Annotated in this window: 12 protein-coding genes; 5 read left to right on the top strand and 7 right to left on the bottom strand. The window is 40.9% G+C overall.

Translation table 11 applies throughout. The features are described 5' to 3' along the window. Positions 1 to 125: 125 nt before the first annotated feature. Positions 126 to 1,175: a M42 family metallopeptidase gene (locus MHB66_RS04995; RefSeq protein ID WP_046310449.1), complete on the top strand. Its 1,050-nt coding sequence runs from the start codon at positions 126 to 128 to the stop codon at positions 1,173 to 1,175. Positions 1,176 to 1,209: 34 nt separating this feature from the next. Here the strand turns inward: MHB66_RS04995 and MHB66_RS05000 are convergent, their stop codons facing one another. Both MHB66_RS05000 and yhfH read right to left on the bottom strand, forming a co-directional pair. Beyond that, positions 1,210 to 2,499, bottom strand: coding sequence for a cation:dicarboxylase symporter family transporter (locus MHB66_RS05000; RefSeq protein ID WP_034282190.1), 1,290 nt, complete (start codon positions 2,497 to 2,499; stop codon positions 1,210 to 1,212). A gap of 339 nt (positions 2,500 to 2,838) precedes the next feature. Next, a complete protein-coding gene (gene yhfH, locus MHB66_RS05005; RefSeq protein WP_008359029.1) occupies positions 2,839 to 2,976 on the bottom strand; it encodes a protein YhfH in 138 nt (45 codons plus the stop codon). Between the two features lie 156 nt (positions 2,977 to 3,132). On the opposite strand from yhfH, the gene MHB66_RS05010 reads away from it, so the two are divergent. The 3 genes from MHB66_RS05010 to MHB66_RS05020 all read left to right on the top strand — a co-directional run bounded on the left by MHB66_RS05010 (position 3,133) and on the right by MHB66_RS05020 (position 6,597). Beyond that, positions 3,133 to 3,876, top strand: a complete 744-nt coding sequence (locus MHB66_RS05010; protein WP_046312197.1) for an MBL fold metallo-hydrolase — start codon at positions 3,133 to 3,135, stop codon at positions 3,874 to 3,876. Positions 3,877 to 3,878: 2 nt separating this feature from the next. Next, positions 3,879 to 4,868: a lipoate--protein ligase gene (locus MHB66_RS05015; RefSeq protein WP_024425472.1), complete on the top strand. Its 990-nt coding sequence runs from the start codon at positions 3,879 to 3,881 to the stop codon at positions 4,866 to 4,868. 172 nt (positions 4,869 to 5,040) lie between these two features. After that, positions 5,041 to 6,597, top strand: coding sequence for a fatty acid--CoA ligase family protein (locus MHB66_RS05020; RefSeq protein WP_046310453.1), 1,557 nt, complete (start codon positions 5,041 to 5,043; stop codon positions 6,595 to 6,597). Between the two features lie 76 nt (positions 6,598 to 6,673). Here the strand turns inward: MHB66_RS05020 and MHB66_RS05025 are convergent, their stop codons facing one another. After that, positions 6,674 to 7,081 carry a hypothetical protein gene (locus tag MHB66_RS05025; protein ID WP_034282188.1) on the bottom strand — a complete coding sequence of 136 codons (408 nt, stop codon included), beginning with the start codon at positions 7,079 to 7,081 and terminating at the stop codon, positions 6,674 to 6,676. A gap of 177 nt (positions 7,082 to 7,258) precedes the next feature. On the opposite strand from MHB66_RS05025, the gene MHB66_RS05030 reads away from it, so the two are divergent. Beyond that, positions 7,259 to 8,545 carry a M48 family metallopeptidase gene (locus MHB66_RS05030; RefSeq protein ID WP_034282187.1) on the top strand — a complete coding sequence of 429 codons (1,287 nt, stop codon included), beginning with the start codon at positions 7,259 to 7,261 and terminating at the stop codon, positions 8,543 to 8,545. Between the two features lie 45 nt (positions 8,546 to 8,590). Here the strand turns inward: MHB66_RS05030 and MHB66_RS05035 are convergent, their stop codons facing one another. From MHB66_RS05035 to MHB66_RS05050, 4 genes are all read right to left on the bottom strand, one after another. Then, positions 8,591 to 9,736, bottom strand: coding sequence for a S8 family peptidase (locus MHB66_RS05035; protein ID WP_041117216.1), 1,146 nt, complete (start codon positions 9,734 to 9,736; stop codon positions 8,591 to 8,593). A gap of 387 nt (positions 9,737 to 10,123) precedes the next feature. Continuing rightward, positions 10,124 to 10,708, bottom strand: a complete 585-nt coding sequence (locus MHB66_RS05040) for a histidine phosphatase family protein (RefSeq protein ID WP_024426547.1) — start codon at positions 10,706 to 10,708, stop codon at positions 10,124 to 10,126. Positions 10,709 to 10,769: 61 nt separating this feature from the next. Further along, entirely contained in the window at positions 10,770 to 12,065 is a 1,296-nt protein-coding gene (locus MHB66_RS05045; protein WP_024426546.1) for a globin-coupled sensor protein, read from the bottom strand. A gap of 93 nt (positions 12,066 to 12,158) precedes the next feature. After that, positions 12,159 to 13,691, bottom strand: a complete 1,533-nt coding sequence (locus MHB66_RS05050; protein WP_041117038.1) for an FAD-dependent oxidoreductase — start codon at positions 13,689 to 13,691, stop codon at positions 12,159 to 12,161. Positions 13,692 to 13,721: the final 30 nt, after the last annotated feature.

The raw sequence follows: 13,721 nt of genomic DNA on the forward strand, positions 1-13,721 counted from the left end.
TTATAGAGGAAGGATTTTTCATTTGAAATTAGACATCTCGAACCTGAAGCGATATATTTTAAGAAGAGATGCTGAAAAAGGCATACATGGAAGGAATTGCTTTCAGATAAAGGAGGAAATGCCGAATGACAACTGAAGTAAACGAAACCGTTCAGCTGATTCAAAAGCTCGTATCAATCCCAAGTCCATCAGGAAATACGGAAAAAGTGATCGGCTTTGTTGAACGTTTTTTACAAGATTTAAATATTGAGACAAAAAGAAATCGAAAAGGCGGATTAATTGCCACAATCAAAGGGACAGATGACAAAGAACACCGCATGCTGACAGCGCATGTCGATACGCTCGGTGCGATGGTTAAGGAAATTAAATCAAATGGACGGCTTCGTCTTGCACTCATTGGAGGCTTTCAATATAACTCAATTGAAGGCGAATATTGTGAAATTGAAACAGCATCAGGCCATACATACACAGGGACCATTCTTATGCATCAAACATCCGTTCATGTTTATGCGGATGCTGGAAAAGCGAAACGAAACCAAGAAAATATGGAGATTCGTCTCGATGAAAAAGTGAAAAATGCAGACGATGTCAAAGCACTTGGCATTCAAGTAGGGGACTTTATTTCATTTGATCCGAGAGTGGAAGTGACGTCTTCAGGGTTTATTAAATCAAGACATCTTGATGATAAGGCAAGTGTTGCGCTGCTTTTGCGGCTCATCCACCGGATTCAAAAGGAAAACATCACATTGCCGCATACGACGCATTTTTTAATTTCCAATAATGAAGAGATTGGCTACGGCGGCAACTCGAATATTCCAGAAGAAACAGTGGAATATCTCGCTGTAGATATGGGTGCGATCGGTGACGGTCAATCGACAGATGAATACAGTGTATCGATTTGTGTAAAGGATTCGAGCGGCCCTTATCACTATGGATTACGCAAGCATTTAGCTGCATTAGCAGAAGAGAACAACATTGATTACCGCCTTGATATTTACCCTTATTATGGCTCTGATGCATCAGCAGCCATTAGAGCAGGGCATGATATCATTCATGGACTGATTGGTCCTGGTATAGATTCCTCGCATGCTTTTGAAAGAACACATGAAGATTCACTTGTCCATACAGCGGATCTCCTTTACTACTATGTTCAATCACCATTAATCACAGCATAAAAAAAGAACCCCTGATAGATGGGGTTCTTTTTGGTTAGCTTGAAAGCTGTGTTGGCTCAGGTGCCTCTTGTCCAGTCATCACACGATGTCCTTTTTCAGGGTCATACTGCCCTTCCCATTTAGACATGACAACAGCTGCAAGTGCATTTCCTGTTAAGTTGACAACAGTCCGCGCCATATCCATGATACGGTCCACACCTGCAATAAATGCAAGACCTTCAGCAGGTACACCGATCGTTCCTAATGTCGCGAGTAATACAACAAATGAAGTACCAGGAACGGCAGCCATTCCTTTAGATGTTACCATCAGCACAAGAACTAGTGTAAGCTGCTGGACGATCGTGAGGTCAATGCCATATACCTGTGCAAGGAAAAGCGCAGCAATGGCTTGATACAAGACGGAGCCGTCCAGATTAAACGTATAGCCGATTGGGATAACGAACGAAACAATTCCTTTTGGACATCCGATGCGCTCCATTTTATCCATAACTCTTGGTAAAACTGTTTCAGAGCTGGATGTACTAAAGGCAAGAAGCATTTCGTCTTTCATGTAAGCAAGAAATCTGAAAATATTGACGCCAATCATCTTTCCGATAATTCCGAATACAACGATAAGGAAGAGAGCGAGCGCAAAATAAACAAGACCTACAAGCTTACCTAATGAAATGAGAGATTCAAGACCAAATTTTGATACGGTCACACCAATGAGTGCAAATACACCAAATGGTGCAGCTTTCATCACAACATTGACGACATGGAACATGGCATGTGATACACCCTCGAAGAAGGCGAGCACTGGTTTACCGCGTTCGCCAATCGCTGAAACGCCAAGTGCAAATAGCACAGTGAAGAAAATAATCGCAAGCAAATCACCTTCCGCCAATGATTGGAAGAAGTTCGTTGGAACGATATGAAGGAACGTATCAGCAACTGATTTGCTGCTTTGCTCTTTTTCCGTTTCAACATACTGGCTAATATCTTGCTTTTCCGTATTTCCAAAGTCAACGCCTGCACCAGGCTGTACAAAGTTTGCAAGCACAAGACCAAGGACAATCGCAAATGTTGTGATAATTTCAAAATAAAGAATGGTTCTAAAACCTAGTTTCCCTACTTTTTTACCATCACCCGCACCTGCAACACCTAAAATTAAGCTGGATACGACAATTGGTATGACAATCATCTTGATGAGCCTTAAGAAGAAGTCTCCAATTGGTTTTAAGTATGTCTCGACACCTGGGTTACCGAAAAAGATTGCCCCAACAACAACACCGAGAATAAGACCGATTAGGATTTGAGTAGCCAATCCAAATTTTAATTTTTTCATAGATTTCCTCCCTAACATATTCATTAAAGGAATATTCCCACCATATTAAGTTTTAATATATGAATTAAAGTATAACTAAATTTAAAGAGGTTCGTCCACGATTAAATTATATTAAGAAAATACAAAATTATTAGAAAAAATAGACATTTAGAACCCCCTCCATTGTTTCGAGTCAATAAAAAGTGTCTTCAGAACTAAAAGTCATCATATGAAAATACTAAAAAACCCTTTTGTGACGAGGGTTTTACCTTTTTACCTATTTTTCAGAAAAAATAAAAAGCACCTTTGACTCCAACTGATGACGGAGGAAAAAAGTGCTTTTTCATTCAATTTATTTCCTTATTTAAGATAACTTACTTGTGAGCATTCCTCACATTCATTACCGTAACACTCGTGCTGTTCCATTAAATCATTTCCACATTTTGTGCATTTCTTTGAGGGCAAATTTCTAAAAAACTCTGTGATTTTTCCCAGCATTTGTCATCCTCCAATACGATTTGTTGCTATTATTGTATTATAACAGATTAATAATTGTCAATCTGTTTTGTAACAATAGGCAGGAAGAATGCTTTTTCCTTGAAAAATGGGTATATTGTAAGAAGGGGATTTTTAGAAAAGGAGGGAAAAATGACGTTGAACTTAACCGTGATTGGATGCTATGGAGGGTTTCCGGCAGCTGGTGAAGCGACATCAGGCTACCTTTTTGAATCAAATGGCTTTCGTCTTCTTGTAGACTGCGGAAGCGGTGTTCTTTCAAAGCTGCAGCAATACATTGATATAGAAGAACTAGATGCTGTTCTCCTTTCTCATTATCACCACGATCATATTGCTGATATCGGACCACTCCAATATGCAAAGCTAGTGGGATATCATTTAGGAAAAAGCAGCGGCCCGCTTCCGATCTATGGACATACTGGTGATCAAGAAGCATTTGGACGGCTTTCTGATGATGTACATACAAAGGCAAAGCCTTACCAGCCAGAAGAAAGGATTGAACTCGGACCCTTTCAAATTGATTTTTTGAAAACGGTTCATCCGGCAGAATGCTATGCGATGAGAATTCAGGCAGAAGATGCTGTGGTCGTGTATACAGCAGACTCAAGCTATCAGGAGGCATTTATTCCATTTAGCAAGGGGGCAGATCTGCTCATTGCCGAAAGCAATTTTTACGCTGGACAAGATGGATCAGGTGCCGGACATATGAACAGTACGGAAGTAGGGAAGATTGCAAAGGAAGCAAATGTTGGGGAACTCATCATCACCCATCTGCCCCATTTTGGACGTCATAAAGACCTAGTCAATGAAGCACAGGCGTTATATACTGGCAGTATAGAGCTTGCCCATTCAGGGCTTAGATGGAACAAGGAAGGAAGATAGAGATGCTGTTTATCGATAACGAACAACATTATGATCCAATGATTAATTTGGCAATTGAAGAATATTGCTTAAAATATTTAGATCCAGAAGAAACATATTTGCTGTTTTACATCAATCAGCCGTCGATCATTATTGGAAAGAACCAAAATACAATAGAAGAAATCAACACAAAGTATGTGGAAGACAATGGAATCAAAGTCGTGCGCCGCTTATCCGGCGGTGGTGCAGTTTACCATGACAAAGGGAACTTAAACTTCAGCTTTATCACAAAAGATGATGGAGACAGCTTTCATAACTTTAAAAAGTTCACAGAGCCAGTTATCAAAGCGCTTGAAAAGCTAGGCGTTAAAGCTGAATTGAGCGGCAGAAATGACATCATGGCAGATGGACGTAAAATTTCTGGAAATGCCCAGTTCGCAACAAGAGGACGTATTTTCAGCCACGGCACACTGCTATTTGATTCAGAAATTGAACATGTCGTTTCGGCTTTAAATGTGAAAAAAGAAAAGATTGAATCAAAAGGCATCAAATCAATTAGAAGCAGGGTTGCCAATATTAGTGAACTGATGGATCAAAAAATGACAACAGAAGAGTTTAGAAAAATTCTTTTAAGCTACATTTTTGATACAAATGGGGACGTGCCTCAATATCGTCTGACTGAAAAGGATTGGGAAAAGATTCACGAGATTTCCCGAGATCGCTATCAAAAATGGGAATGGAACTATGGCCGTTCACCGAAATTTAATTTGCAGCATTCTAAGAGATTCCCTGCAGGCTCCATTGATTTGCGATTAGAAGTGAAAAAAGGGATGATCCAGGATTGCAAAATCTTTGGTGATTTCTTTGGCGTAGGAGATATTGCCGATATTGAGAAGCGGCTCATTGGCCAGCAATATGATCGTAAAACGATCAGTGACGTCTTAGAAGATATGGACATGCGTCACTATTTCGGCAACGTATCAAAAGAGGATTTTCTTGATTTGATTTATTAATCGCGGGAAAGCACTGCTAGGCATAGCAGTGCTTTTTTGATTGAAGGAAATGAAAGCGATTTACATTTGATCTTGTGGATTTTTTCGATTGTCGATTATAATAGAAAGGAGGAATGTTCGGCCATAAAATGAATGGCCATTCATTCATTGATGACATGTAAGGGGTGGGAGAATGGATTTGATCAAAAATCTTCAGCAGACGGCGATGACGAAGGGAGAAAATATCGCATTGATCTTTGAAGGAAAGAAGTGGACCTATCGAGAGCTGATGACAAGTATCGAGCGTTTTGCAGATGGATTAGTGAGCGAAGGGGGGTTTCAAGCCGGGGATCATATCGCGCTTATTTTAGGAAATTCACCGCATTTTGTCATTTCTTTTTTTGGCGCATTAAAGGCAGGGCTTGTCGTTGTGCCTATTAACCCAACATACACACCTAGTGAAATTGGATATATGCTCATCACAGGTGATGTTAAAGGTATTGTTGCGCCTGAACAGCTTCTGCCAGTGTACGAGCAGGTGTATGAGCAGCTTCCTTCCATTGAAAGAGTCATTATTTGTGCAGAAAATGAAGCGGCGTGCAGATCAAGCTTCAAGGAAGTATCTGATCGGCTTGTTTTCTTTGGAAAGCTTGTGACAGGTGCTGCGAATGAAAACGTACACCCTTCCATTCAGCCAGATGATACCGCTGTTATTTTATTTACATCTGGCACGACAGGAAAACCAAAAGGTGCCATGCTGACTCATTTCAACCTTTATTCAAATGCCAGAGATGTCGCTGAGTATTTATCGATTGATAAAAAGGACAAGGTCATTGCCGCTTTGCCAATGTTCCATGTATTTTGTTTAACAGTCTGTATGAATGCGCCGTTGATTCATGGTGCGACGATTTATGTCTTGCCGCATTTCAGCCCGTCAGAGCTTTTGCGCATGATGGAAAAAGAGAAGCCAACGCTATTTGTTGGTGTGCCCACCATGTATAACTATTTGTACCGACAGGAGGGGCATAATGAAGCGATGTCATCTGTGAGGATCTGTATATCAGGCGGTGCCTCAATGCCTGTTGCCTTACTGCATGGCTTTGAGAAAAAGTTCGGAGTTACGGTCCTTGAGGGCTATGGGTTATCAGAGGCATCTCCAGTGACTGCATTCAATCCTCTTGACGGAAAAAGAAAACCGGGTTCTGTCGGAACTGACATTATGAATGTGAAGAATAAAATTGTGACTGAACTTGGAGAAGAAGTCGGTCCTAATGAAGTCGGAGAGCTGATAGCAAAAGGGCCAAACATCATGAAAGGCTATTATCAAATGCCAGAAGATACGGAAGCTGCACTAAGAGACGGCTGGCTGTATACTGGCGATTTGGCGAGAAGAGATGAAGACGGATATATTTACATTGTCGATCGGAAAAAGGATATGATTCTTGTTGGCGGTTATAATGTTTATCCAAGAGAAGTAGAAGAAGTACTATATCAACATGAAGGTGTAGCAGAAGCCGTTGTCATCGGTGTGCCAGACCCAAACACAGGAGAGGCAGTCGTCTGTTACATTTCCCCTAAGAAACATGCTCACATCAATCAAGAAGACATCATCACACATTGTTCACGCTATTTAGCAAAATATAAGCAGCCCCAAACGATCCATTTCATAGATGATATTCCTAAAAACACAACTGGTAAAATTTTAAGAAGAGCGCTAAGAGAAAAGTATCAAGCAGAAGAAAGTAAATAAAAAAAGGGAGTCTCTGATGAGGAGGCTCCCTTACAAATCCCCGCAATTCAAGGTTTTCTCTCAAAGACATTTTATTTTAGCTCTTTTGAATGGCTTCTTTTAACTGTCTCTGAAAAGAATTCGACTGTTTTTGATTCAGTTCATAAAACGTTCCATCAACTAAAAAAACGACCTGTGATCGGTTGGTCCAAAGCTGGAAGGTGGTGCCGTTTGTTCGTCCGAACATCACCTTGGCGATATAATCAGGCTTTTTTAAATTTTTCTTGAGATGATTGCTTGTTTGTTTGCCTTTATTTAATTCTTCAATTAAATCTTCTGCTGTGTCCTTATCATCTATTTCATAAGAGATTGATTCATTCGCAGGTGAGAGCAGCAATTTTTCTGCTCGATTCTCATCAAAGATTTCGCTCGTCCGGCTGAACACATAAAAGAAAGTGATTAATAAAAGTCCAAAAATCACAACTCCTGCAAGGATTTTCTTCATTTTGATCCTCCAACTTACTGTTTTACATGTAGCTTCTCCGATTTTTGAGCCGCATAATCATTTTTTTCGCGAAAGCTTTTTCAGATGGGGCATGCTATGATGGAGCCACATGAGACAGGTTCTAAACGAAAAAATGCGCGACTAGAATAGAGAGAGGGATGGAAGGGAGGCTGACCTGTGCGAGTACGTAAATGGATAGCTCTTGTAACGGTAGCATACATATTGTACGGTCTTTTTATTTATTCGTATTTGTTTCTAATGGGGGATTCATCGGTACCTGAAAGTATAAAAGAGACAAGTGCAGATCCGCATACTTTTATGACAAGCCATGAGCTTGTGATCAGTGAGAATTTCTCGAACATACGGAACCTGCTGTATTTCATAACCATCCCATTAGATTGGTATGTCTTTTTTCTTTTGCTCATTTCAGGGTTTTCACGGAAAATAGCAGACTGGAGCTTGGCAGCAGCCCGTTTCAAGTTTTTAAGCAAACTTGTGTATGTGTTTGTGCTGTCACTTTTAACAATGATCATTTCATTCCCAATTAAATGGATTGGCTATCAGCTGTCTTTACACTACGGAGTATCTTCACAAAGTACGGCAAGCTGGTTGAAAGATCAAACACTGGATTTTTGGATTCAATATCCGCTCCTTGCCCTTTGTGCTATTGTGTTCTTTTGGCTGATTCAAAAGAGAAGAAAGCGCTGGTGGCTGTATGCGTGGTGTTTGACAGTCCCAGTTACGCTGTTTCTCTTCTTTATACAGCCGGTCGTCATTGATCCGTTATATAACAATTTTTATCCACTAAAGGATCAAGCCCTAGAGAAGAAGATATTAACGCTGGCAGACAAAGCGCATATTCCGGCAGATCATGTATACGAGGTCAATATGTCTGAAAAAACGAATACGATGAACGCTTATGTCACAGGAATAGGTGAAAATAAGCGTATTGTCTTATGGGACACAACACTGCAAAAGCTGAAAGACCGAGAAATTTTATTTATCATGGCGCATGAAATGGGACATTACGTCATGAAACATGTCTATATTGGGTTAGCAGGATACTTAGTGCTGTCACTGGCCGGATTTTTTGTAATCGACCGTCTTTATTTTTATCTTTATCAAAAAGGAGCAGCCTCATTTCGACTCAAGGTGTCTAACGACATCGCTGCTCTTCCGCTTCTTTTAATCATCGTATCCATGCTGTCATTTGCAGCTTCACCTTTTACAAATGCAGTGTCAAGGCATCAAGAACGGGCAGCCGACGAATATGCGGTGAACATGACAAAAGACGGGAATGCAGGCGTAACGTCTTTTCAAAAGCTTGCAAAATCAGGGCTCTCCCAGGTGAATCCACCATTTCTAGTGAAGATTTTCCGCTATGGACACCCGACCATGATGGAAAGAATTATGGATATGGAAAAAGCAGCGGAAAAAGAGAAAACGCCGAAAAAGCAGGAATAAATAAAATCCGGCTGGATCAGCCGGATTTTTATTATCACATTTGGATTAGTTAGAAGCCGCTTGAACGTTGATTAACCCTTTTCCGTAATAGAATGAGTCACCAAGCGGTGTTGCCGTGTTTTCTAAGCGCTGGCGAACCTGAGAAGTTGATAGATTCGGATACTTAGAAAGGATAAGCGCTGCTGCTCCTGCTACATGAGGAGACGCCATAGATGTTCCAGTATAAGAAGTGTATCCACTGCTTGGCACTGTACTTAAAATAGAAGTACCAGGTGCAGAAACATCTAATTCAGGACCTGCGCTAGAAGATGAGTTTCTGACATTGTTACTGTTTACATTGGCAACAGCAATTGTAGAATCGTATTTTGCTGGATAGCCAACGGTGCTAGTAGAGCCAAATGAACCTGAATTTCCTGCTGCGGCAACGACAACTACTCCGCGGTTATTCGCTGTGTCAACAGCATTTTTAAGCGCTGTGGAGCCGTTTGGTCCGCCTAAGCTCATATTGATGACATCCATGTTATTCGCTACAGCCCATTCAATACCGCTAATAATCCAGCTGTATTGTCCGTCGCCATTACGGTCTAATACTTTCACAGCATATAGGGAAGCGCTTGGAGCGACCCCAAGAACACCAATTGTGTTATCAAGGGCAGCAATGGTTCCTGCTACGTGAGTTCCATGTGATTGAAAGTCTTGGGTGGCATTTGGCTCTGAAGGGACGAAGCTCGCACCGCCTGCAACATTTAAGTCAGGGTGTGCAGCGTGGATTCCAGTATCAAGGACAGCTACTTTGACATTAGCACCTTTATAACCTTGAGCGTGTACAGCTGGAGCTTTGATTTGAGGGATTCCATAAGGGACGGTTTGTGCATATGCTTCTGCTTTATGGTCTTCTTCTACGTAAGCAATGCTAGGGTCATGTTCAAGTTTCTTGGCGGCTTGTTCGGACATTTTCACTTGCGCAGCATTAATGAGGCGGTATTGTTTTTCTAGTTTTCCACCATTTTGAACGACAGCTTGTTTCTTAGAGCTGTTTGTGGTGGCAGAGGCTTTAAAACCAACAATATAGCTTTTTTCACTATCTGTTTTGGAGACCGTTTCGGCATTTGCCATGGATCCTCCAAACCCTGCTGAAAACAGAAGAGGGACAGCCAATAAAACACTTGTCATCACATTTTTCTTTTTCACGCACATTCCACATCCCTTTTTTCTTATTTCAGAATAATCATCCGTAGTCTATAAGAATGAACCGTTTGATTATTCTGTATATTCAGTTTAAGGGAAGTAGGCAAATAAGAGTAGACCCGAATTTTTGTGAAAGTCCTAGCGAAAATTGGGGAATTAAGTCACTTGGAACTGGTGGTAAAATATGTTTATTCTATCATTTCAGCGATGTTCTATTAAAAAGGGAGTGTGCTTTTTTTCTCATGATCCATTTCCGGTTAAATATTCGATACCCGAAAAGCCATAAAATAGGTAGAATCGTCTAGCATCTATTTCGAATTTCGATATAAAAAAATATTATTTTATCATTGTTTTTGCCATAAAAAAGAACCTGCTCAGATAACAGGCTCTTTAAGAAGGGGCGGATTGAGTTAAATGGCTGACCACGTTGTAATCACGGACCTTCCATTTACCATCTGACCATTCCACATAATTTAAGCAAGCATTAACAAGTCTCGTGTTCTGTAGCCCCATATGTTCATCTGCCAAAGTGGTGAGTAAAGCATGGATAGCAGCTCCGTGAGCCACGATCAGGACATGTTGATCTGGATAGGCGGCTCTGACTTTCTCAATACCTTCTAGCATTCGGTTTTGAATCGTCTCAATTGGTTCCATATTTGGATACTGTTTATCTGGAAACAGCTTCTGACGCTCCTCAAACGACATGCCTTCAGCGTCACCATAATCTCGTTCTATAAAATCATCCATGATGACAAGTGGAGCATGGACATGATTTAAAATCAAGTGTGCCGTTTCTTTTGCCCTTGTTAGTGGACTGGAAATGACAACATCCCAATGGACATCCTTTAAGTAAAGTCCAGTTTGTTCAGCCTGCCATTTACCTGTGTCGTTTAAAGGGATATCTGTTCGTCCTTGAATTCGTTTCGCTGCATTCCAATCTGTTTCCCCGTGTCTGACTAGGCAAATTGTTGTCAATCAAATCCCGCCTTTTCTATCTTTTCTTCTATTATACTAAAGCAGAAGAAAAAAGACTGTATTAGCGATTTGTCAGGCTTGTTAAGGATTCGACGGAGCTTGCAACTTGAGACACCGTTTGTTTGACTTCCTTCAATTCGTTAAGGAAAGTCTGAAGGTCAATTTCAATTTTTCCGTTTTGGTTTTTGCTTAAGTTCATGCTGCTGACGATATCATCGAAGAGTGAATTGATTTGTGTCATTTTTTCTTTACTGTCTGTCACAAGTAAATTCACGTCCGCAATGTGCTGAGAGACAATGGCGATTTGTGAATTGGTATTGTTGACAAGTTCAGATACAGTTGAAACCGTTTTCTTTGTGTCCTCTGATAATTTGCGCACCTCGTTTGCAACGACAGCAAAGCCTTTTCCATGTTCTCCTGCTCGTGCAGATTCGATTGAAGCATTTAAAGATAACAAGTTCGTCTGCTCTGCAATGCCTGTGACAATCCCAAAGATTTGTTCAATTTGTTTGGCGATTTCCTCAAGACGCTTAATTTCTGTTTCAATCTTCGTCATGCTGCCATCAATCTGATTCATTTGTGTTTGCTGAATTTCTAATTCTTTTTTACCGCCGATTGATTTTTCTTCGACCTGTGCTGAAATTTGTGTTCCAGCTTGTGACATGTCCGCCATCTCATCCGATTTTGAGACAAGCTTGTCGACCGCACTTGTTGTGTTTGAGAAGAGCGAAGCAAGCGAATTTGAAGTCTCTGTGATTTTTGTATGAAGCTCCTGCTGCTGCTCTTCTGCTTCATCACGAATTTTAGAATATTCATTTTGGAATGTATCTAGAACAAGCTGCTGCTCTAAATTTAAAATTTTCGTCGTCGCTTTGACCGCTGTCTGATATTCTTTGAAATCTTGGATATGGTTAGCGAATAAATCCATAATTGATAGCAGAAGGTCTTGGAATGCTGCCATGTACCATTTAGGCTGGAGTCCAATCCGTAAATGAACTTGCGCAATTTTAATGCGTTTTGCCACATAGGCTTCGTCAATCACGCCTGCAAACATTTCGCTAATATGAATGCGGAGTGTTTTTTTCAAACGATCGACAGAACTATTGTCTTGAATGATATGCATCAAGGAAGACTCGACTTCTAAATTTTTATAAAACTTATCAACAATATGTGCAATATCATCCTGAACAATTGGATTGAGCTGCTTTAATATCAATAGGTCATGCTGCGTCAGGTCAATCATTTTGATTTGTTTGGCGATGTCCGTATTGTTCGAGAAGTTGATTCGTTTTATCCCATCATCCTGCTGTGTGAAAAAAGCAGTGTTTTTTCTTTTCGGTTCTTTTTTAAATAACAATGTGTTTGTCCCCCCATAATCATCAAAAATATCAGACTTTATGTTTTTTATCGGATAATATTGGATTTTTTAAAGGGGGGGACGAGTGAAATTTTACTGTTCTTTATATGACCTTTTTAGTGGTTTTTTAGCAGGGCCTTCTACTACTTCTCCAGTAATGGAAAAACGTGAACCGTGACACGGACAGTCCCAAGTGCGGTCACTATTATTCCAAGCCACTTCACAGCCTAGGTGAGTACATGTTGTATCGACTAGAAAGACATTCCCATCCTCTGATTTATAGGCGCCGCACTTTTTATGTTCATACGAGATAATGCCGCCCTCACCTGGTTTTAAATCATCGATTGTTTGATCAGTTCGTTTGAATTTACCACTGATCAGCTTGGCAGCGACATTGGCATTTTCTTTAACGAAATCTTTGACGAAAGAGTCAGTAACAGGTCTTGATGGCGTAAAGATTGATTCGTATGGATTCGATTTACCTTCAATTAAATCACCGATAAGAGTGGCAGCGACGTGGCTTGTAGTCATGCCCCATTTTCTAAAGCCGGTTGCTACAAAGATATTCTGGTGGTGTTTGGTCAGGCGGCCAATGTAAGGGATTTGATCCATTGTGACCATATCGTGGGTTGACCAGCGATACAGCACTTCTTCTATTCCGAGGGTGGCATCTCCAAACGTTTCTAGTCCTTCATAGTGAGCGGATTCATCTCCGCCTTGTCCTGTTTTATGGCCTTCTCCTCCGATGAGGACTACTTCTTCTCCGTCCCATTCTGCCGTTCTTAAAGAGTGAGCAGGCTGGTCAATTCCTAGGTACATTCCGTCTGTGAGTGGTTTGGTTGTTTTAGCTGCTACGACATAGGATTGCTCTGGATGAATACGGGTGAAATAAAGTCCTTTTCCATCATAAAAAGGAAAGTGTGAGCATGAAATGACATAGCGCCCTGTCAGATGATATCCGCTTTTTGTGACGACAGCAGGGCGGTTCCCTTCTTTTACATCAACAGCGGTTGTTTGTTCAAAGATACGTACACCTCGCTCTAGGAGCTTGTCGATTAGCGCATTGAGATAATGAAGGGGATGAAACTGTGCCTGATTGGTCATCGCAAGGGCTGCTTTAATGTCAGCGTCAAAAGGAAGCTTTGTTTTCCATTCCCGGTCAATACCAAGCTGTTTGTAGGCATCTAATTCCTTCTTTAACTTTTTTACACCGCTTTCTTCCTTTGTATAAAGGTAAGCATCTTTTATCTCTAGCTGACAATCGATGTCGTGCTCTTTGATACGAGCTTGAATGAGGTCTTTTGCTTTCTCATTTGCTTCTACATACAAACGTGCTTTTGGCATCCCAATTTGTTGAATCAGCTCATAATAGTACACATCATGCTGTGAGGTGATTTTAGCCGTTGTGTGTCCGGTCGTGCCTTGCAGCAATTGTTCGGCATCAATGATGATCACATCTAGTCCTCGCTCTGTCATTTCAAACGCCGCAGCGATACCGGTAATACCGCCGCCGACAATGATCACATCTGCTGTGAGATCTTCACTGACAGCAGGAAAAGAATGCTTCTGACTATCCGCCAGCCATAACGATTTTGCCTGTTCCATTCCTTTATGTTCTTGTTCCATGTTGTCGCCTCCAATGATTTGTTGTGTATA

Source organism: Bacillus sp. FSL L8-0167 (assembly GCF_038630295.1).
Classification (GTDB): domain Bacteria; phylum Bacillota; class Bacilli; order Bacillales; family Bacillaceae; genus Bacillus; species Bacillus safensis.

Excerpts from the sequence above, each read along its gene's own strand:
- yhfH (WP_008359029.1), bottom strand. The coding sequence starts at position 2,976 with ATGCTGGGAAAAATCACAGAGTTTTTTAGAAATTTGCCCTCAAAGAAA.
- MHB66_RS05015 (WP_024425472.1), top strand. The coding sequence starts at position 3,879 with ATGCTGTTTATCGATAACGAACAACATTATGATCCAATGATTAATTTG.
- MHB66_RS05020 (WP_046310453.1), top strand. The coding sequence starts at position 5,041 with ATGGATTTGATCAAAAATCTTCAGCAGACGGCGATGACGAAGGGAGAA.
- MHB66_RS04995 (WP_046310449.1), top strand. The coding sequence starts at position 126 with ATGACAACTGAAGTAAACGAAACCGTTCAGCTGATTCAAAAGCTCGTA.
- MHB66_RS05000 (WP_034282190.1), bottom strand. The coding sequence starts at position 2,499 with ATGAAAAAATTAAAATTTGGATTGGCTACTCAAATCCTAATCGGTCTT.
- MHB66_RS05050 (WP_041117038.1), bottom strand. The coding sequence starts at position 13,691 with ATGGAACAAGAACATAAAGGAATGGAACAGGCAAAATCGTTATGGCTG.
- MHB66_RS05025 (WP_034282188.1), bottom strand. The coding sequence starts at position 7,081 with ATGAAGAAAATCCTTGCAGGAGTTGTGATTTTTGGACTTTTATTAATC.